General features: G+C 71.7%; 16 protein-coding genes. 11 read left to right on the plus strand and 5 right to left on the minus strand.

Translation table 11 applies throughout. The features are described from left to right. The first annotated feature begins 118 nt into the window (after positions 1 to 118). Both OHA03_RS24305 and OHA03_RS24310 read left to right on the plus strand, forming a co-directional pair. On the plus strand, positions 119 to 1,495 hold the full coding sequence (locus OHA03_RS24305) for a hypothetical protein (RefSeq protein ID WP_323181335.1): 1,377 nt from the start codon (positions 119 to 121) through the stop codon (positions 1,493 to 1,495). After that, positions 1,432 to 2,187, plus strand: coding sequence for a tetratricopeptide repeat protein (locus tag OHA03_RS24310; protein ID WP_267008139.1), 756 nt, complete (start codon positions 1,432 to 1,434; stop codon positions 2,185 to 2,187). Before OHA03_RS24305 ends, OHA03_RS24310 begins: the two co-directional genes overlap by 64 nt. Before the next feature lie 58 nt (positions 2,188 to 2,245). Here the strand turns inward: OHA03_RS24310 and OHA03_RS24315 are convergent, their stop codons facing one another. Next, a complete protein-coding gene (locus OHA03_RS24315; RefSeq protein ID WP_267005906.1) occupies positions 2,246 to 3,514 on the minus strand; it encodes a DUF1015 domain-containing protein in 1,269 nt (422 codons plus the stop codon). Between the two features lie 72 nt (positions 3,515 to 3,586). On the opposite strand from OHA03_RS24315, the gene OHA03_RS24320 reads away from it, so the two are divergent. The 4 genes from OHA03_RS24320 (at position 3,587) to OHA03_RS24335 (ending at position 7,791) form a co-directional block, all read left to right on the plus strand. Beyond that, positions 3,587 to 4,615 (plus strand): HAD hydrolase-like protein, encoded by a 1,029-nt coding sequence (locus OHA03_RS24320; RefSeq protein WP_267005907.1) that lies wholly within the window; start codon positions 3,587 to 3,589, stop codon positions 4,613 to 4,615. Between the two features lie 253 nt (positions 4,616 to 4,868). Beyond that, the gene (locus tag OHA03_RS24325; protein ID WP_267008140.1) at positions 4,869 to 5,828 is read left to right on the plus strand and encodes an iron ABC transporter permease; all 960 of its coding nucleotides are present in this window, start codon (positions 4,869 to 4,871) and stop codon (positions 5,826 to 5,828) included. Positions 5,829 to 5,833: 5 nt separating this feature from the next. Then, complete coding sequence (locus tag OHA03_RS24330; protein WP_267008141.1) at positions 5,834 to 6,904, plus strand: iron chelate uptake ABC transporter family permease subunit; 1,071 nt, start codon at positions 5,834 to 5,836, stop codon at positions 6,902 to 6,904. A gap of 77 nt (positions 6,905 to 6,981) precedes the next feature. Then, positions 6,982 to 7,791 (plus strand): ABC transporter ATP-binding protein, encoded by an 810-nt coding sequence (locus OHA03_RS24335; RefSeq protein WP_267005908.1) that lies wholly within the window; start codon positions 6,982 to 6,984, stop codon positions 7,789 to 7,791. A gap of 138 nt (positions 7,792 to 7,929) precedes the next feature. Here OHA03_RS24335 and OHA03_RS24340 read toward each other — a convergent pair whose 3' ends face one another. Beyond that, positions 7,930 to 8,277: an SCP2 sterol-binding domain-containing protein gene (locus OHA03_RS24340; protein WP_267005909.1), complete on the minus strand. Its 348-nt coding sequence runs from the start codon at positions 8,275 to 8,277 to the stop codon at positions 7,930 to 7,932. A 42-nt stretch (positions 8,278 to 8,319) separates the two neighbouring features. Here OHA03_RS24340 and OHA03_RS24345 point away from each other — a divergent pair, with 42 nt between their 5' ends. From OHA03_RS24345 to OHA03_RS24365, 5 genes are all read left to right on the plus strand, one after another. After that, positions 8,320 to 8,619 carry a hypothetical protein gene (locus tag OHA03_RS24345; RefSeq protein WP_267005910.1) on the plus strand — a complete coding sequence of 100 codons (300 nt, stop codon included), beginning with the start codon at positions 8,320 to 8,322 and terminating at the stop codon, positions 8,617 to 8,619. 7 nt (positions 8,620 to 8,626) lie between these two features. Continuing rightward, entirely contained in the window at positions 8,627 to 9,442 is an 816-nt protein-coding gene (locus OHA03_RS24350; RefSeq protein ID WP_267005911.1) for a TlyA family RNA methyltransferase, read from the plus strand. Continuing rightward, the gene (locus OHA03_RS24355) at positions 9,439 to 10,344 is read left to right on the plus strand and encodes an NAD kinase (protein ID WP_267005912.1); all 906 of its coding nucleotides are present in this window, start codon (positions 9,439 to 9,441) and stop codon (positions 10,342 to 10,344) included. The genes OHA03_RS24350 and OHA03_RS24355 overlap by 4 nt, the downstream gene beginning before the upstream one ends. A gap of 118 nt (positions 10,345 to 10,462) precedes the next feature. Next, the gene (gene recN / locus OHA03_RS24360; protein ID WP_267005913.1) at positions 10,463 to 12,208 is read left to right on the plus strand and encodes a DNA repair protein RecN; all 1,746 of its coding nucleotides are present in this window, start codon (positions 10,463 to 10,465) and stop codon (positions 12,206 to 12,208) included. 319 nt (positions 12,209 to 12,527) lie between these two features. Then, positions 12,528 to 13,625 (plus strand): glycosyltransferase family 4 protein, encoded by a 1,098-nt coding sequence (locus OHA03_RS24365; protein ID WP_267005914.1) that lies wholly within the window; start codon positions 12,528 to 12,530, stop codon positions 13,623 to 13,625. Positions 13,626 to 13,715: 90 nt separating this feature from the next. On the opposite strand, the gene OHA03_RS24370 is transcribed toward OHA03_RS24365, so the two are convergent. The 3 genes from OHA03_RS24370 to OHA03_RS24380 form a co-directional block, all read right to left on the minus strand. Further along, positions 13,716 to 15,359 (minus strand): PucR family transcriptional regulator, encoded by a 1,644-nt coding sequence (locus tag OHA03_RS24370; protein WP_267005915.1) that lies wholly within the window; start codon positions 15,357 to 15,359, stop codon positions 13,716 to 13,718. Between the two features lie 95 nt (positions 15,360 to 15,454). Continuing rightward, positions 15,455 to 16,864 carry an FAD-binding oxidoreductase gene (locus tag OHA03_RS24375; RefSeq protein ID WP_267005916.1) on the minus strand — a complete coding sequence of 470 codons (1,410 nt, stop codon included), beginning with the start codon at positions 16,862 to 16,864 and terminating at the stop codon, positions 15,455 to 15,457. Between the two features lie 248 nt (positions 16,865 to 17,112). Further along, positions 17,113 to 18,915, minus strand: coding sequence for a glycoside hydrolase family 15 protein (locus tag OHA03_RS24380; RefSeq protein ID WP_267008142.1), 1,803 nt, complete (start codon positions 18,913 to 18,915; stop codon positions 17,113 to 17,115). Positions 18,916 to 19,012: the final 97 nt, after the last annotated feature.

A 19,012-nucleotide genomic window follows, 5' to 3' on the forward strand; every position in this document is an offset into this window, starting at 1 on the left:
ACCAACTCTCCCGACGATCGTTCGGAGCGCGAGCCGCGTCGCCGGGACGATGGTGACCGGGGCGGCTTCCGGGGTGGTCGTGACGACCGGTCCGGAAGCCCGCGTCGGGACAACGACCGTGGTGGCAACCGCCGTGATGAGGGCCGACGGCCGACGAGCGGCGGTGCCGGTGGTGGCGTCCGTCGCGACGACCGTGATCGCGGCCCGCGTCGTGACGACAGCCGTGGCGGTGGCTCCGGTGGTGGGTTCCGTCGTGATGACAGCCGCGGTGGCAGTTCCGGTGGCAGGTTCCCTCGGGATGACCGCGGCGGTGCCGGTGGTGGCTTCCGTCGTGATGACAACCGCGGTGGCGGCTCCGGTTCCAGCGGCGGGTTCCGTCGTGATGATCGTGCGCCGCGTCGTGATGATGAGCGTGGTGGGCGTCCCGGTGGTGGCTTCGAGCGCCGTGACGACCGGCCGCGTGGGCCCCGTCGCGACGACGACAGCCGCACCGGCGGCTTCCGTCGTGACGACAGCCGGCCCACCAGCGGCGGTGACCGCGGCGGGTTCCGTCGTGACGACAGCCGCGGTGGCGGTGCCGGTGGTGGCTTCCGTCGTGACGACAGTCGGCCCACCAGCGGCGGTGACCGCGGCGGGTTCCGTCGTGACGACAGCCGCGGTGGCGGTGCCGGTGGTGGCTTCCGTCGTGACGACAGTCGGCCCACCAGCGGCGGTGACCGCGGCGGGTTCCGTCGCGATGACAGCCGCGGTGGCGGTGCCGGTGGTGGCTTCCGTCGTGACGACAGTCGGCCCACCAGCGGCGGTGACCGCGGCGGGTTCCGTCGTGACGACAGCCGCGGTGGCGGTGACCGCGGCGGGTTCCGTCGCGATGACAGCCGCGGTGGCGGTGCCGGTGGTGGCTTCCGTCGTGACGACAGCCGCGGTGGCGGTGACCGCGGCGGGTTCCGTCGTGACGATCGTGCGCCGCGTCGTGATGATGAGCGTGGTGGGCGTCCCGGTGGTGGCTTCGAGCGCCGTGACGACGGGCCGCGTGGGCCCCGTCGCGACGACGACAGCCGCAGTGGCGGCTTCCGTCGTGACGACAGCCGTGGCGGCGGTGCCGGTGGTGGCTTCCGTCGTGACGACAGCCGCGGTGGCGGTGGCGGTGCCGGTGGCGGTGCCGGCAGGTTCCCGCGTGATGATCGTGCGCCGCGTCGTGATGATGAGCGTGGTGGGCGTCCCGGTGGTGGCTTCGAGCGCCGTGACGACGGGCCGCGTGGGCCCCGTCGCGACGACGACAGCCGCAGTGGCGGCTTCCGCCGTGACGACAGCCGTGGCGGCGGTGGATACCGCGGACAGCGGGACGACCGTGACCGGGGTGGATCCCGCGGGCGCGACGACCGTGGTGGCTTCGACCGGCGCGACGACCGGGACCGGGAGCCGATCAAGCGGCTGCCGATTCCCGACGACGTCACCGGTGACGAGATCGACAAGGACGTGCGGCAGGAGCTGCTGAGCCTGCCGAAGACCCTGGCCGAGGATGTTGCCAGGAACCTCGTCATGGTTGCCCGGCTCATCGACGAGGACCCCGAGCAGGCGTACGCGTACGCGCGTATCGCGCTGCGGCTGGCCTCGCGGGTGGCTGCTGTGCGTGAGGCGGCCGGCTTTGCCGCGTACGCGACGCAGAAGTACGCGGAGGCGCTGGCCGAGTTCCGGGCGGCGAAGCGGATGACCGGTTCCGTGGAGCTGTGGCCCGTCATGGCCGACTGCGAGCGTGGACTCGGGCGGCCCGAGCGGGCGATGGCCATGGCCGGCGAGCCCGAGGTACAGAAGCTGGACAAGGCCGGGCAGGTCGAGATGCGGCTGGTGGCGGCCGGGGCCCGTAGGGACATGGGGCAGATCGATGCCGCCATCGTCACCCTGCAGAGCTCCGAGCTGGCCTCGAACGCCGTGCACCCGTGGACGCCGCGGCTGCGGTATGCGTACGCGGATGCACTGCTGGCCGCGGGGCGCGAGGACGAGGCTCGTGAGTGGTTCGCGAAGACCGTGGAGGCCGACAAGGACGGCTCCACCGACGCGTCGGACCGGCTCGCCGAGCTGGACGGTGTCGAGTTCGTCGATGCTCTCGGCGACGACCACGATGACGCCGATGAGGCGGCCGAGGTCGATGCTGATGCCGATGATGAAGGTTCGGCGGACAAGGCCTAGGACATGAGAAGAGGGCGGTACCCCGACAGGGGTGCCGCCCTCTTCTTTGTTTCCGGCCTCAGTCGAGGGTGAGGCTGCGCAGGACCAGGCCCGAGGCCGGCTTGGGGCCGAACGAGGTGGACTTGCGCGGCATGGTGATGCCCTGCCGGGCCAGGTCCCGGACGACTTCCTCACGCACCGGATGCATCAGGACCGCGGTGGCGTTGTGGCGCTCGGCCTGGTCCACGGCCGCCTCGGTGTCGTGTATGTACGCGATGTGCTCCGGGGTGTCCGGGATCTGCCACAGATGGTCGAGAAGGGTCGCGTGCAGCACCGTCGCATCGAGGGTGCGCCAGGCGAGCGGGCGGTCGGCCGGGACGGTGCGGGCCAGCAGCGCCTTGTCGGGGCGGTCGACGAGGTGGAAGCGGCCGTCGCCGGCGAGCAGGAACGCGTTGCCTTCGGCGGCCGCCTCGGCGAGGGCGTCGAGGGCCACGGGCAGCGGCCCCTCGATGTCCCGGATGCGGAAGGCACCGTTCAGAGCGGCCAGCGCGTCGGCGACCGGGAGGCGGTGCAGCAGCCGGTGGATGGCGCGTACCCGCAGCGGGTAGCGGGCCGTGTCGACCAGCAGGACCAGGCCGAAGTCCCAGGGGCCGGGGACCGTGTGTTCCTGCTGGAGACGGAGGTACGTGGCCCAGCGGTGGTGGCCGTCGGCGATGAGCGCCTGGTGTCGGGCGAGATCGGTTTCGATCTCGGACCGGTCGGCCGGGTCGGTCACCGCCCAGAGCCGGTGGCAGTAGCCGTCCTCCGTGGTGGTGGTGAGCAGTGGCGGCCGGTGGATGGTGCGTTCGATGACGGCGGTCGCGCCGGTCGAGTGACCCTCGCTACGGTAGGTCAGCAGGAGCGGTTCGAGGTGGGCGGCTGTGGTCCGCATCAGGTCGGCCCGGTCTTCGACGACATGGGCCATCACGTCCTCGTGCGGCAGCACGATGCCGTCCGCGGGGGCGGAGAGCGCCAGTGCCCCGACGATGCCGCGTTGCAGGATTTCGCCGTTGCGCTGTTCGTAGACATAGAGCGCGGGCTCGGGCTCGGGGGCGAGTATGCCCTCGTCGAGCCAGCGGTTCAGGGTCTCGGCGGCCTGCTCGTTGCGCGCGGCGGCCGTGTCGGCCTGCGGCAGTATCAGCCGGACGATGTTGTACGGGTCCGCGGATTCCAGGTGGTGCAGCCCGTCGGGGCGCACGACGACGTCGTACGGCGGTGAGGTCACCGCGGCGAGACTGCCTACCCGCTCGGGGACGTAGCGCAGTCCACGGAACGGGATCAGGCGCAGTCCCTGGCCGGCTGTGTTCATTTCTGCATCGTATGTGCGTTGCGGGGATGCGCGATGATCGGGGGAGAAGCATGCAATGAGGAGCGTAAAAATATGAGCCAGGCGAGCAGGACCCGGCCGAGCGGGAGCAGCACCGCGCTGAGCGAGGCGTACGACACGGCTCTGCTCGATCTTGACGGGGTGGTGTACGCGGGCGGCGCTGCGATCGTCCATGCCGTCGACTCGCTGGGCGCCGCGCGGGGCGGCGGAATGCATCTCGCGTACGTCACCAACAACGCGCTGCGTACACCGGCCACGGTGGCGGAGCATCTGACCGAACTCGGGGTTCCGGCCGAGCCCGCCGATGTGATCACCTCGTCGCAGGCGGTGGCCCGGCTGATGGCCGATCAGCTGCCGGCCGGGGCTCGGGTGCTCGTGATCGGGGGAGAGGGGCTGAGGGCCGCGCTGGTCGAGCGTGGTCTGGTGCCGGTCGAGTCGGCGGACGACGCTCCGGCGGCGGTGGCGCAGGGGTACGGGGGCCCCGACATGGCGTGGGGCCGGTTCGCTGAGGCTGCGTACGCGATTGCCCGGGGGGTGCCGTGGTTCGCGTCCAACACCGATCTGACGATTCCGAGTGCGCGGGGGATCGCGCCGGGCAACGGTGCGGCGGTCGAGGTCGTACGGATCGCCACCGGTGCCGAGCCGCAGGTCGCCGGGAAGCCGTTGCCTCCGATGCATCGGGAGACGGTGCTGCGGACCGGGGCGAAGCGGCCGCTGGTGGTCGGGGACCGGCTGGACACGGACATCGAGGGTGCGTTCAACGGCGGTGTGGACTCGCTCCTCGTGCTCACCGGGGTCACGGACGCGAGGCAGCTGGTGGCGGCCGAGCCCAGGCACCGGCCGACCTATGTCGATGCGGACCTGCGGGGGCTGCTGACCGGGCAGCCCGAGGTGACCGAGGCCGCCGGCGGGTTCGGCTGCGGTGGCTGGACGGCAGCGGTGCGCGCCGACGAGCTGGTGCTGGAGGGCGACGGGGATGCGCTCGACGGGCTGCGGGCGCTGTGCGGGGCTGCCTGGTCGTACGCGGGTGAGGGTGCCTGCGGGCTGGACGCGGGGAAAGCCGTGGCCAGGCTCGGGCTGTAGGGCGGCGTCCGGGATCCGCTACTCGGCGGGCGCGCCCGGGAATTCACCGGGTCGTGGATCCATTCGGGACGAATCGGGTGTAACCGGCGCTGTGTTGCGCGCGGGAATCCGGGCGATTCGACAACTTTGGAGGGTAGGCTAACCTAACCTCGTGTTGGTCGAGAGTCCCCCAGAACCGAGCGCAGGTCCGATAGCCGCGCCGGTGACATCCGCGTCCCCCGGGCGCCCTGCGATACGTGCCGTGGGACTGCTGCTGGCCATCGTCGCGCTGGTGCTGGTATGCCTCGCGAGTATCGCGATCGGCGCCAAGGCGCTGCCGCTCGCCGATGTCTGGCACGGTCTGTTCCATGCCTCCGGAACCCATGGCGATGTCCTCGTACGGGGCGTGCGCGTTCCGCGGACCGTGCTCGGGCTGATCGTCGGTACCGCGCTCGGCCTCGCCGGTGCGGTGATGCAGGCCCTGACCCGTAACCCGTTGGCCGAACCCGGGCTGCTGGGGGTCAACGCGGGCGCGTCCGCAGCCGTCGTATCCGCCATCAGCTTCTTCGGTGTCACCTCGCTGACCGGATACGTCTGGTTCGCGTTCCTCGGTGCCGCGATCGTGTCGGTGGTGGTGTACCTCCTCGGCGGCAGCCGGTCCGCGACCCCTGTACGACTCGCGCTCGCCGGGACCGCGGCCAGCGCCGCACTGTTCGGCTACGTCAACGCCGTACAGCTGCTGGACGCGGCGGCGCTCGACCGGCTGCGGTTCTGGACGGTGGGGTCGCTGGCCTCGGCGAACATGGAGACCGTCGGCAAGGTGTGGCCGTTCATAGCGGTCGGCGTCGTCCTCTCGCTGCTCATCGCCCGGCCGCTGAACGCCCTGGAGATGGGCGACGACACCGCCAGGGCGCTCGGCGCCCATCTGGTCCGCACCCGCGTCCTCGCGATGCTCGCCGTCACCCTGCTGTGCGGCGCCGCGACCGCCGCCTGCGGGCCGATCGTCTTCATCGGGCTGATGATCCCTCACCTGGTGCGCGCCATCACCGGGCCCGACATGCGGTGGATCCTGCCGTACGCTGCCGTGCTCTCCCCGGTGCTGCTGCTCGGCGCGGACGTGGTGGGACGGGTGATCGCCCGGCCGTCCGAGCTGCAGGTCGGCATCGTGACCGCACTGCTCGGCGGACCCGTCTTCATCCATCTCGTACGTCGCAAGAGGATGGCCCAGCTGTGAAGGCTATGAAGACCCGTACGAAGGACGGAACCGGCGCAGTCCGGTCGGTGCGGGCCGTGCGGACCGGCGGGGGGCTCTCCTTCCGGGTGGACGGCCGGGCGTTCGTGGTGATCGTGGTGCTCACCGCGGTGGCTGCAGGAGCCGCGATCGTGCTCATCGGCAGCGGCGACTACGCCATGACGCCCGGCGAGGTCGTGAGCACGCTGTTCGGGCACGGCACCTTCCAGCAGGAGTTCATCGTCACCGACCTGCGGCTGCCGCGGGTCCTTGTCGGGCTGTTGGTCGGCGCGGCGCTCGGGGTCGGCGGTGCCGTGTTCCAGACCGTCTCCCGCAATCCGCTCGGCAGCCCCGATGTGCTCGGCTTCGGCCAGGGCGCCACGGTCGGGGCGCTGATGGTGATCGTCCTCTCCCAGGGCGGTGCGGCCGCGGTCGCGGGCGGCGCGGTGGTCGGTGGGCTGGTCACCGGGGTCGTCGTCTACCTGCTCGCCTGGAAGCGCGGGATGCACGGCTACCGGCTGGTGCTCGTCGGTATCGGCTCGACCGCGATGCTCACCGCCGCCGCCCAGTACCTGATCACCAAGGCCAACCTGGTCGACGCGACCCGCGCCGTCGTCTGGACGACCGGCTCGCTCGACGGGCGCGACTGGGCGCAGGTCTGGCCGCTGCTGGTGGTGTGCGGCCTGCTCATTCCGCTGGTGCTCGGGCACGGGCGGGCGCTGCGCATGATGGAGATGGGCGACGACGCCGCGTACGCACTGGGTGTACGGGTGGAACGCACCCGGCTCGTCCTGATGGGCTGCGCCGTACTGCTCGTCGCCGTCGCCACTGCTGCGGCCGGCCCCATCACCTTCGTTTCGCTGAGCGCCCCGCAGCTGGCCCGTCGGCTCACTCGCTCGTCCGGGCCCAATCTGGCGCCCGCCGCCTTCATGGGCGCCGCACTGCTGCTTGTCGCCGACTGGATCGCGATGGACGCCTTCGGCGACCGGCAGCTTCCGGTCGGCGTCGTCACCGGGGTGCTCGGTGGCTGCTATCTGCTGTGGCTGCTCGTCTCCGAGCGCAGGGCGGGGCGGATATGAGAGCCCGCCGGACGGTGAATCCGCCGCGTGACGCCAGTACATCGACGACCCTTCGCATCGACTCCGGGAGTACGACCATGCAGCGCCTCACCGCGGACTCGGTGACCCTCGGCTACGACCAGCGGGTCATCGCGGAGAACCTCTCGGTCGAGATCCCCGACAACTCGTTCACCGTGATCGTGGGCCCCAACGCCTGCGGGAAGTCCACGCTGTTGCGGGCGCTGTCCCGGATGCTCAAGCCGAGCCGGGGACAGGTGCTGCTGGACGGCAGGACGATCCATGGGATGCCGGCGAAGAAGGTCGCGAAGACCCTGGGGCTGTTGCCGCAGTCCTCGATCGCGCCGGACGGCATCACCGTCGCCGACCTGGTTGCGCGCGGCCGGTATCCGCATCAGGGGCTGCTGCGGCAGTGGTCACCGGAGGACGAACGCATTGTCGAGGAATCGATGGCGTCCACCGGTGTCGCCGAGCTTGCGGATCGCTATGTCGACGAATTGTCCGGCGGGCAGCGACAGCGGGTCTGGATCGCGATGGCGCTCGCTCAGGAGACACCGCTGCTGCTGCTCGACGAGCCGACGACGTACCTCGACATCCAGCACCAGATAGATGTCCTCGACCTGTGCGCGGAACTGCACGAGACGCGGGGGCGCACGCTGGTCGCCGTGCTGCACGACCTGAACCATGCCGCGCGCTATGCCACGCATCTGATCGCCATGCGCCAGGGCGAGATCATTGCCGAGGGTGCGCCGGGGGATGTGGTCACGGCGGAGCTCGTGGAGCGGGTGTTCGGGCTGCGGTGCCAGGTGATCGATGATCCGGAGACGGGGACGCCGTTGGTGGTGCCGGCCGCGCGCAGCGCGCGGGTGGTGGATTCGGTGGGCGCCTGAACGGCGGCGGGTATGGTGCTTCGCGCCTGCGGGCGCGCTTCGTCCTCGAGCGCCGGACAGGCTTGAGTCCGCCAGGCGTGCGCTGTGGAAGAGGCTGTGGGCGGGTGCGTTCTGCCCTCAACCGCCGGCGTCGGGGTTTTACAGCAGCGTTCTGAGGCGCAGAAGGTCTCTGAAGCCTGCTTCCAGGCGGACTCTTCCGGAGCCCCAGGCCCTTGCGAAGTTCAGTTCGCCGTTCACCATGGCCACCAGGTCGTCACCGGTCATCGTGAGACGGATCTCGGCCTTCTCCACCGGTGGGCCCTCGATCGTGTCCAGTACCTCGATCCGGCCACCCTTGAGACGGCCGGTGAAGGTGATTGCGAGGTCCTTGATGTGACAGCTCAGCGAGCGGTCCAGGGCGGCCGCGCTGCGCACGTCGCCCTCGGCCGTCGTGAGGTTGTCGGAAAGTCTGTCGAGTGCGCTGCGGCACTCCGCCATGGTCGCCATCGTGATCGACGGTACCTCAGCCCTTCGCGGTAGCGTTTCCGCATGAGCGACTTGATGCCGGAGCCCGCAGCGGTGCCCGGGGAGCAGGAGGGGACGGCCGGGCCCGCCCTCGACCCCGCCGCCCCCGCACCCCTCGGCGTTGTGCGCACCCCCACCGGAAACGCCGAGGTGGACGCGCGGCTGGAGCGGCTGGCAGATGCGGACCACCTCCCGGCGGACGGACACATCGAGGTGTACGAGGATGTACACCGTGGGCTGCGCGATGCGCTGACCGCGCTGGACGCCCGGCCCGCACCCGCACCGGTACCCGCACCGATGCCCTCGTACAACAACAGGAGCTGAACCGAACGTGGCAGGAGTGGCACGTCGCCGCCTCGACGCCGAGCTGGTACGCCGTAATCTCGCCCGCTCTCGTGAGCACGCGAGCCAGCTGATCGCCGCAGGGCGGGTGACCGTCGGCGGCAACACCGCGACCAAACCCGCCACCCAGGTCGAGACCAGCGCCGCGGTCGTCGTCATCAAGGACGACAGCGACCCCGAGTACGTCTCGCGCGGCGGGCACAAGCTCGCGGGCGCCCTCGCCGCCTTCGTACCCCTCGGGCTGAAGACCGAGGGGCGGCGGGCGCTGGACGCCGGGGCGTCGACCGGCGGCTTCACCGATGTACTGCTGCGGGCCGGGGTCGACCATGTCGTGGCCGTCGACGTCGGCTACGGGCAGCTCGCCTGGTCGCTGCAGTCCGATGAACGCGTCACCGTCAAGGACCGTACCAACGTGCGGGAATTGACGCTGGAGGCGATCGACGGGAAGGCGGTGGACCTGGTGGTCGGCGATCTGTCGTTCATCCCGCTGGGGCTCGTACTGCCTGCTCTGGCGCGCTGCGCCGCCCCCGACGCGGACCTGGTCCTGATGGTCAAGCCGCAGTTCGAGGTGGGCAAGGAGCGGCTCGGCAGCGGTGGTGTGGTGCGAAGCCCGGAGCTGCGCGCCGAAGCGGTACGGGAGGTGGCGCGCCGGGCCTGGGCGCTGGGGCTCGGAGTGCGCGGGGTGACCGCGAGCCCGCTGCCCGGGCCGTCCGGCAATGTCGAGTACTTTCTGTGGTTGCGGGCCGGAGCACCGGAACTGGATCCCGCGGATGTCGACCGTGCAGTGGCGGAGGGGCCTCGTTGACGACGAATGCGGCACGAACTGTCTTTCTTTTGGCACATACCGGCAGGCCGGCCGCGATCCGCAGCGCCGAGCTCGTCGTACAAGGGCTGCTGCGCAGTGGACTCGGTGTACGGGTCCTTGCCGCGGAGGCCGCCGATCTGCCGCTCCCACCGACCGTGGAGACGGTCGAGGACGCCACGCCCGCGGCCGTGGACGGCTGTGAGCTGCTGATCGTGCTCGGCGGGGACGGGACGCTGCTGCGCGGCGCGGAGATCTCCCGGGCCTCCGGGGTGCCGATGCTCGGCGTCAACCTCGGCCGGGTCGGCTTCCTCGCCGAGGCCGAGCGCGACGACCTGGACAAGGTGGTCGACCGGGTCGTCACCCGTGCGTACGCGGTCGAGGAGCGCATGACGATCGATGTCCTGGTGCACAGCAACGGCGACATCGTCCACACCGACTGGGCGCTCAACGAAGCAGCGGTGCAGAAGGTGTCGCCCGAGCGGATGCTCGAAGTCGTCCTGGAGATCGACGGCCGGCCGGTCACCGGATTCGGCTGTGACGGGATCGTCTGTGCGACGCCGACCGGCTCGACGGCGTACGCGTTCTCGGCCGGCGGACCGGTGGTGTGGCCGGAGGTCGAGGCGCTGCTGATGGTACCGATCAGCGCCCATGCCCTGTTCGCGAAACCGCTGGTGACGTCGCCGACCTCGGTGCTCGCCGTCGAGGTCCAGCCGCACACGCCGCACGGTGTGCTGTGGTGCGACGGACGCAGGACCGTGGAACTGCCGGCCGGGGCGCGCGTCGAGGTGCGGCGCGGGACGGTGCCCGTACGGCTGGCGCGGCTGCACCATGCCTCGTTCACGGACCGGCTGGTGGCGAAGTTCGCGCTGCCGGTCTCGGGGTGGCGGGGCGCCCCCCACTGATAGCTCGTGGTGCGCCGGATGTCTGCTCCGGAACCGCAGATCGTGGCCGCACGGCGCACGCGAGAGTGAATCCGCGGCCGGGGCCCGTCGCACAGCGGGCCCCGGACCTCGTAAGGTCGTGTCCGTGTTGGAGGAGATGCGGATACGGTCGCTCGGGGTCATCGACGACGCGGTGGTGGAGCTGTCACCCGGTTTCACCGCGGTGACGGGTGAGACCGGCGCGGGCAAGACCATGGTCGTCACCAGCCTGGGGCTGCTGCTCGGCGGGCGCGCCGACCCGGCCCTGGTGCGGGTCGGCGCCAAAGCTGCTGTCGTCGAGGGACGGATCACGGTGTCCGCCGGTGACACGGCTGCCGTGCGGGCCGAGGAGGCGGGGGCGGAACTCGACGACGGTGCGCTGCTGATCAGCCGTACCGTTTCCGCGGAGGGGCGCTCGCGCGCCCACCTCGGCGGCAGGTCCGTGCCGGTGGGCGTGCTCGCCGAACTCGCGGACGAACTCGTGGCCGTGCACGGCCAGACCGACCAGCAGGGGCTGCTCAAGCCCGCCCGGCAGCGGCAGGCCCTGGACCGGTACGCGGGCGACGGAGTCGCCGTGCCGCACGCCAAGTACGCGGCGGCGTACCGGCGGCTGCGGGCCGTGGTCACGGAGCTCGACGAGCTGACCACGCGCGCCCGCGAACGCGCCCAGGAAGCGGATCTGCTGCGCTTCGGGCTCGGTGAGATCGCCGGGGTCGAACCGCTCCCCGGAGAGGACACCGACCTGGCCGCCGAAGCCGAGCGGCTCGGCCACGCCGAAGCGCTCGCCTCCGCCGCGGCCCTCGCGCACACCGCGCTCGCGGGCAACCCGGAGGACCAGGAGGCCGTCGACGCGACGACCGTCGTCGCGGCCGCAGGACGGTCGCTGGACGCCGTCCGCGCCCACGACCCGGCGCTGGCCGCGCTCGCCGACCGGATCGGTGAGATCTCCATCCTGCTCGCCGATGTGGCGGGCGAGCTGGCCGGATACGCGGATCAGCTGGACGCCGACCCGCTGCGGCTCGCCGCGGTGGAGGAGCGACGCGCCGCGCTCACCGGGCTCACCCGCAAGTACGGCGAGGACATCGCCGCCGTCCTCGCCTGGGCCGAGGACGGGGCCGCCCGGCTCACCGAGCTGGAGGGCGACGACGACCGGATCGGCGAGCTGACTGCGGAGCGGGACGCACTGCGGGCCGAACTCTCTGACCTCGGACAGGCGTTGACCGATGCGCGGACGGCGGCGGCGGCACTCTTCGCCGAAGCGGTGACCGCGGAACTGGCCTCGCTCGCCATGCCGCACGCCAGGGTCTCCTTCGACATCCGGCAGACCGACGCGGTGGACGAGGCGTCCGGCATCGAGATCGGCGGGCGGAACGTCGTCTACGGTCCGTCCGGCGCCGACGACGTCGAGCTGCTGCTGGCACCGCACCCCGGCGCCCAGCCCCGGCCGATCGCCAAGGGAGCTTCGGGCGGTGAGCTGTCCCGGGTGATGCTGGCCGTCGAGGTGGTCTTCGCGGGCTCCGACCCCGTACCCACGTATCTCTTCGACGAGGTCGACGCGGGTGTCGGCGGCAAGGCGGCCGTCGAGGTCGGTCGGCGGCTGGCGAAGCTCGCCAGGTCCGCACAGGTGGTCGTCGTCACGCACCTGCCGCAGGTGGCGGCTTTCGCCGACCGCCAGCTGCTGGTCGAGAAGACGGTCGACGGGTCGGTGACCAGCAGCGGTGTCAAGGTCCTGGAGGGCGAGGAGCGGGTACGCGAACTGTCCCGGATGCTTGCGGGGCAGGAGGACTCGGAGACGGCCCGGGCGCATGCCGAGGAGCTGCTGGCCGCGGCGCGGGCGGACGGCTAGAGGCGGCGCGACGCCCTGCGTCGCTGGGTCGTTGTGCCCCGGTGCTTCGGTCCGGGACCGGGGTGCTCGCCGCCCATGCGGCGGGGGTTGTGGCAGCGGCTGTGTACGGGGGTCGGATCAGCGGGCTCGCCGAGGCGCTGTCGGGGTCGCTGACGCGGCAATATCGCACCGCTGTACTCACCCGTCCGGGTGGTAACGCATGCCCGGTTGTCGCCGCGCACGCCGGAACGACGGCCCGACGGTCCCGGAACGTGCGTACGGACTGGCATCCTTGGCGGTGCACATACCGCCGACTCGGGAGCCCCGGGAGCCATTCAACGTGTCACAGCTGCGTACGGTCCAAGTCCTGGGCGGCGGCAGTGCCGGCAGCAGCGCTCACGTCGGCTCGCTGGCCGCAGGGCTGGTGGCGAGAGGCGTGCAGGTCACCGTCTGCGCCCCGGCCGAACTGGACCGCGCCTACGACTTCTCCGGTACCGGGGCCCGCTTCGTCCCCGTACCGCGACGCAGTGACCCGGCCGCCGTCGCCGCGCTGCGGGCGGGATGCGCGGGGGCGGACGTGGTCCATGCGCACGGGCTGCACGCCGCCGTACGCGCCGGTCTTGCGCTCGGTGGGCGGCGCACACCGCTGGTCCTGACGTGGCACACCCGGGCCTATGCCGAAGGTGCCCGCAGCCGGTTGCTCCACCTGCTGGAGCGAAGGGCCGCCCGGGCTGCGGCCGTTGTGCTCGGTACGTCGTCGGATCTGGTCGACCGGGCGCGGCACCGAGGTGCGCGTGACGCCCGGCTCGCTCCGATCGCCGTCCCCGCGCCGCGCAGTCCCGCTCTGCTCCACGGTGGCAAGGTGCGCGCCGAACTCGGTGCGGTGGGACGGCCGTTACTCATCTCGGTGGGCAGTCTCGTACCGAATTGCGGGTATGGGACGCTGCTCGACGCGGCACGGATGTGGCGCCAACTCGACCCCGTACCCCTGCTGGTCATCGCTGGGGAGGGGCGGGAGCGGAGTGCTCTGCAGCGGCGGATCCGCAACGAGGATCTGCCCGCCAGGCTGATCGGCAGCCGGGACGACATCGCCGAACTCCTTGCCGCCGCGGATCTGGCCGTGCTGTCGAGCCGCTGGGAGGCGCGGTCGGTGCCGGCGCAGGAGGCGCTGCGACTGGGGGTGCCGCTGGTCGCGACCGCGGTGGGCGGAGTGCCCGAACTCGTGGGGGATGCGGCGGAACTTGTGCCGTACGGGAACGCGGAGGCGCTGGCGCGGGTCGTTGCGCGGCTGCTGGGAGATCCGGTGGCGCGGGAGCGGATGGCTGCTGCGGGACGTGTGCAGGCGGCGAGTTGGCCCACGGAGGACGACACGATCGCCCAAGTGCTGAGTGTCTACGACGAGTTGGCTCAGCCGTCGGCGGGTGCGCGGGGGCGGTGACGTGGAGGCGTCACCGCGGGCACCCGGTGGCCGCCTTGTCCTCGATCGCCGGACGGGCTTGAATACGGTGTCCCGGTCGCCGTTCTGTTCTCAATTGCCGGACGGGCCCGGTGTGGCGTGGCGGCGGGCTCGCAGGGCCAGGCTCAGGGCCAGGACCGTCTGGGGGTCGTCCAGGTCCGTGCCGAGCAGCTCGCCGATGCGGGCCAGACGGTTGTAGAGCGTCTGGCGGTTCAGGTGCAGATCGCGTGCCGTCTCCGCCTTGCGGCCCGCATGGGCGAGATACGACTCCAGGGTGGGCAGCAGCGGTGGGCGCGACGTGCGGTCGTGGTCGCGCAGCGGGCCGATCGCCCGGTCCACGAAAGCCGCCAGGTCCGGGTGGTTCCGCAGCCGCCACAGCAGCAGGTCGATGTCCAGCCGCCGGGCGTCGTACCAGGGCCGGTCGCCGAGGCCCTGCGCGGCCGTCGCCGTCTCCGCGGCGTGCCGCAGACCCGCGCCGGCGGCCGCCCAGCCGCCCGCGACCCCGACCACCACGACCGGTGGATGTGAGCCGGCCCGTTCCAGACCGGCCCGTTCGACGCCCGCCCGCAGCGCCGCCGCGACCCGGTCGGCCACCGCCGTGCGCTCCGTCTCGGACCGCAGCCCGAGCAGCAGCGGAACCCGGCCCTCCACGGGCCGTACGCCGAGCAGTACCGGCACCCCCACCGATGACAGTTCCTCCAGGACCGCACGCGCCAGCAGCGCCCAGTTGCCCGACGGGGACAGCTCGGGGGCCAGCCGCATCACCACGGGCAGCAACGGCGCCTCGCCCGGCCTGAAGCCCAGTACGCGCGCCTGCGCGGGTGCGTCCTCCGGCGTGATCCGGCCCTCCGCGAGGTCCGTCAGGAAGTCGCCGCGGCCGCGGGCGGCGAGCTCCTCCTCCTGACGCGCCTGCATCAGCACCACGGCGAGAATGCCCGCCGCCCGCTCGGCCGCCATCCGGTGCACGGTCACCAGCGGCCCGGACACGGCGAGCAGGACCAGCCTGGCCCGTACCGCACCGGATCCCGGACCGCCGCCCGGCACATCCACCAGCACCGCGCCCGTGGGCGGTGTCTCGCGCGCCGCCCGGCCGCCGCGCATCCCGTCCCAGACCTGGAGCGGATCGGCGGAGACCGGGCCGGAGCCGGGGCCCGCCGCGTACAGCAGCTGACCGTCAGCCGTCTCCAGGAAGACCGGGTTGGCGGTGAAGTCCGCCAGGATGCCGAGCACCTGCGGGATCCCGCCGCCCCCGAGCAGCGCCTCCGTACATCGCCGGTGCACCTCCTCGGCCTGCCGCAGCAGTGCGTAGTGACCGTTGACGATCTCGGTGTGGATCTCCTCGGTGACCGTCACGAACGGCACCTCGCGGTGTAGCTGTACGAGCGGCAGACCGGCGGTCCGTGCGGCGTCCACGATCGAGGCGGGCAGCCTGCTGAACCGTGGCCCGAGCTCCACCACCACGGCGGCGATGCCCCGGTCGGCGAGCCTGCGTACGAAGGCGCGCTGCTCGGCGGGCCGGGTGCCGAGCCCCAGGCCGGTGGTGAGCAGCAGTTCACCGCCTTTGAGCAGCGAGGCGATGTTCGGGACCTCGCCCGCGTGCACCCAGCGCACCGTGCGGCCCAGCCTGTCCGCGCCCGCCACCACCTCGGGGAGTCCGCTGCGCAGCCCCGGCAGCTCGAGGGCGCGCTGCACGGTGATGCCGCCTGGGTTCTCCACTGGTTCGGGCCTCGTGCTTCCGTTCGCGTCGGGCGGGTTATCGCCCTGACCAGGAAGGTACCGGCCGGATGACGGGAGGGCGTCGTCGGGGGAGTTCATCGGGCGACGGGGGCAGGCTCGACGTTGTGGTTGAGGCGGAACACGTTGTCGGGGTCGTACGTGGCCTTGACCGCGGCGAGGCGGGCGTAGTTCTCGGCGCCGAGTCCGGCGACGACCCGGTCCTCGCCCTCGCGCCCGATGAAGTTGAGGTAGACGGCGCCGCTGGACCAGGGGCGGACATCGGCGCGCAACCGGCGCACCCACTGCTTGCCGCGCTCGTCGTCGGACGGGCTCTCCCAGACGCCGAAGGGGTGCACCGCCCAGGGGGCGGCGCGCCACGGCACCGGGTAGTCGGCGGGGCCCCGGGCCACTGCGCCGCCCATCGGGAAGAGGACGTGCTGCGAGTTGGAAGGGACCGGCATGTCGTGGGCGCGGGCGCAGAACAGGTCCACCGCCTCGTCGGGGAGACTGTCGAGATGCTCGGCGGACCAGTAGTTCCGCAGTCCCGGCGGGTCGTCGAGCATGCACTGCAGCTCCGTGTAAGGAATGTCGGAGATCACCTCCGCCTCGTGGCCGATGGCGAGGGCCGGCCGGGCCACGTCGACGGCCTCGCCCGGAGGACCCGTCCAGGTGACCAGGACCGCGCAGATGAGCGTGGACACCAGGTGCTTCGGTACGAAGTCCTCCGGCGGCGCGGTGAAGTAGAGGAAGGCGCCGCCCGCCCGGTCCGGCGCGGAGGCCATCAAGTCCCGGTACGCGCGCATGACTTCGGGCCCGTCCTCGGGGCGGTACAGCAGCATCACGTAGGACATGGCGGGCAGCTCGTACAGATTCAGCGTGAGAGAGGTGACGACGCCGAAGTTTCCGCCGCCGCCGTGCAGGGCCCAGAAGAGCTCCGGATTCTCGTCGAGGCTCGCGTGGACGGTGCTGCCGTCCGCCGTCACCAGTTCCGCGGCCACCAGGTTGTCGCAGGCCAGGCCGAAGCTGCGCTCCAGCCAGCCGGAGCCGCCGCCGAGCACGAAGCCGCCCACACCGGTGGTGGAGACCCGGCCACCGGTGGTCGCCAGGCCGTACGCCTGGGTGGCCCGGTCCAGATCCCTGATGAGGGCGCCACCGCCGATACGTGCCGCCTGGTCGGCCGGGGCGACGGTCACGCCGTTCATGCGGCGCAGGTCGACCACCAGGCCGCCGTCGGTGGACGACATGCCAGCGACGCTGTGGCCGCCGCCACGGACCGCGATCTCCAGACCGTGCTCGCGTGCAAACCGCACGGACCGTGCGACGTCGGTCTCCGACGCGCACTGGGCGACCACCGCGGGCCGCCGGTCGATCATGCTGTTGAAGACCGCGCGCGCCTCGTCGTAGGCGGAGTCACCGGGGGCGAGGACCTCACCGGTGAAGTCCCGGCGCAGACCGTCCAGGGCACTGTCCGTCGCACTGCTGATGCCGGTGGTGCGGGGCGTCATGATGCCCCCTTCCGAGGGCGTGACAGGTCGCTTCCATCCTAAGGGCTGTCCCGTATTCCCTGGCGGGCGTGCGACGTCAGCTACGGCACCTCGCTGCGTTGCCGGAACGCCCGAATACGACCGGTATGAGGACGCCCCTCCGCCTTGCGATGCACCGCATCCGACGCCGCGCGCTGATCCACCAGGGATACGGAGGCGGGCCGGCCCGCACCGGCCGTCGGGCACGGTCCAGCCACGCCATCCGTCAGTCAGCCGACGTACGCCCCGCTCGCGGTCAGCCGCAGCGCCGTGTCGATCAGAGGGACGTGGCTGAACGCCTGCGGGAAGTTGCCCACCTGACGCTGCAGCCGCGAATCCCACTCCTCCGCCAGCAGCCCCAGATCGTTGCGCAGCGAGAGCAGCCGCTCGAACAGCTGGCGCGCCTCGTCGACCCGGCCGATCATCGCCAGGTCGTCCGCCAGCCAGAACGAGCACGCCAGGAACGCGCCCTCGTCGCCCTCCAGGCCGTCGACGCCCGCTGCCTCGCCCGAGGTGGGGTAGCGCAGCACGAACCCGTCCTCCGTGGACAGCTCCCGCTGGATCGCCTCGATCGTGCCGATCACCCGCTTGTCGTCCGGCGGCAGGAAGCCCATCTGCGGGATGAGCAGCAGCGACGCGTCCAGCTCCTTCGACCCGTAGGACTGGGTGAAGGTGTTCCGTTCCTTGTCGTAGCCGTTCTCGCAGACATCGCGGTGGATGTCGTCACGCAGCTCGCGCCACCGCTCCAGCGGCCCATCGGTGTCCCCGGACTCGATCAGCTTGATGGTGCGGTCGACAGCGACCCAGGCCATCACCTTGGAGTGGACGAAGTGGCGGCGTGGCCCGCGCACCTCCCAGATGCCCTCGTCCGGCTCGTCCCAGTGGTTCTCCAGGTACTCGATCAGCTTGAGCTGGAGCCCCATCGCGTAGTCGTTGCGGGTCAGGCCCGTCATGTGTGCGAGATGCAGCGCCTCGGTGATCTCGCCGTACACATCGAGCTGCAGCTGGTTCGCCGCGCCGTTGCCGACCCGGACCGGGCCGGAGTTCTCGTACCCGGGCAGCCAGTCCAGCTCGGCCTCACCCAGCTCGCGCTCGCCCGCGATGCCGTACATGATCTGCAGGTTCTCCGGGTCGCCCGCGACCGCCCGCAGCAGCCACTCACGCCAGGCGCGGGCCTCCTCGCGGTAGCCGGTGCGCAGCAGGGAGGAGAGGGTGATCGCTGCGTCGCGGAGCCAGGTGTAGCGGTAGTCCCAGTTGCGCGAGCCGCCGATGTCCTCCGGAAGAGAGGTGGTCGGCGCGGCGACGATGCCGCCGGTCGGGGCGTACGTCAGGGCCTTCAACGTGATCAGTGAGCGGACCACCGCCTCCCGGTAGGGGCCGTGGTACGTGCACTGCTCGACCCACTCGCGCCAGAAGTCCTCGGTCGCCTCCAGCGCGCTCTCGGGGTCCGGCAGCGCGGGCGGCTCCCGGTGCGAGGGCTGCCAGCTGAGGGTGAACTCGATCCGGTCGCCCGGTGCGACGGTGAAGTCGGAGTACGTCGTCAGGTTCTCGCCGAACGTGTCGGCGGGCGTGTCGAGCCAGACGGAGTCCGGGCCGGCCACCGCGACGGTACGGCCGTCGACCCGGTGCACCCACGGGATCACCCGCCCGTAGCTGAACCGCATCCGCAGCTCGGAGCGCATCGGCACCCGGCCGCTGATCCCTTCCACGATCCGGATCAGCTGCGGTGCGCTGTCACGAGGGGGCATGAAATCGGTCACCCGGACCGTGCCGCGCGGCGTGTCCCACTCCGATTCCAGGATCAGGGAGTCGCCGCGATAGCGCCGCCGGTCCGCTGAGGGTGGTTCGGACCCGTCCGCGTGCGCGGGGCCCAGGCGCCAGAAGCCGTGCTCCTCGGTACCCAGCAGTCCCGCGAAGACGGCGTGCGAGTCGAAGCGGGGCAGGCACAGCCAGTCCGCCGTACCGTCCCGGCAGACCAGTGCGGCGGTCTGCATGTCTCCGATGAGTGCGTAATCCTCGATGCGCCCGGCCACGTGCATCTCCAGTCGAACGGCCACGTCGCCCCGTGGGGCGCTTACTGCGGGTAAAAAGGTCGTTGCAAGGGGTTGTTGTGGGGAGCCGAGGGCTTGT

Source organism: Streptomyces sp. NBC_00154, assembly GCF_026342835.1.
Lineage (GTDB): Bacteria > Actinomycetota > Actinomycetes > Streptomycetales > Streptomycetaceae > Streptomyces.

What these genes read in the sequence shown, in the direction of transcription:
- OHA03_RS24315 (WP_267005906.1), bottom strand. Translation starts at nt 3,514, where the DNA reads ATGAACACAGCCGGCCAGGGACTGCGCCTGATCCCGTTCCGTGGACTG.
- OHA03_RS24320 (WP_267005907.1), top strand. Translation starts at nt 3,587, where the DNA reads ATGAGCCAGGCGAGCAGGACCCGGCCGAGCGGGAGCAGCACCGCGCTG.
- OHA03_RS24330 (WP_267008141.1), top strand. Translation starts at nt 5,834, where the DNA reads ATGAAGACCCGTACGAAGGACGGAACCGGCGCAGTCCGGTCGGTGCGG.
- OHA03_RS24335 (WP_267005908.1), top strand. Translation starts at nt 6,982, where the DNA reads ATGCAGCGCCTCACCGCGGACTCGGTGACCCTCGGCTACGACCAGCGG.
- OHA03_RS24340 (WP_267005909.1), bottom strand. Translation starts at nt 8,277, where the DNA reads ATGGCGACCATGGCGGAGTGCCGCAGCGCACTCGACAGACTTTCCGAC.
- OHA03_RS24345 (WP_267005910.1), top strand. Translation starts at nt 8,320, where the DNA reads ATGAGCGACTTGATGCCGGAGCCCGCAGCGGTGCCCGGGGAGCAGGAG.
- OHA03_RS24375 (WP_267005916.1), bottom strand. Translation starts at nt 16,864, where the DNA reads ATGACGCCCCGCACCACCGGCATCAGCAGTGCGACGGACAGTGCCCTG.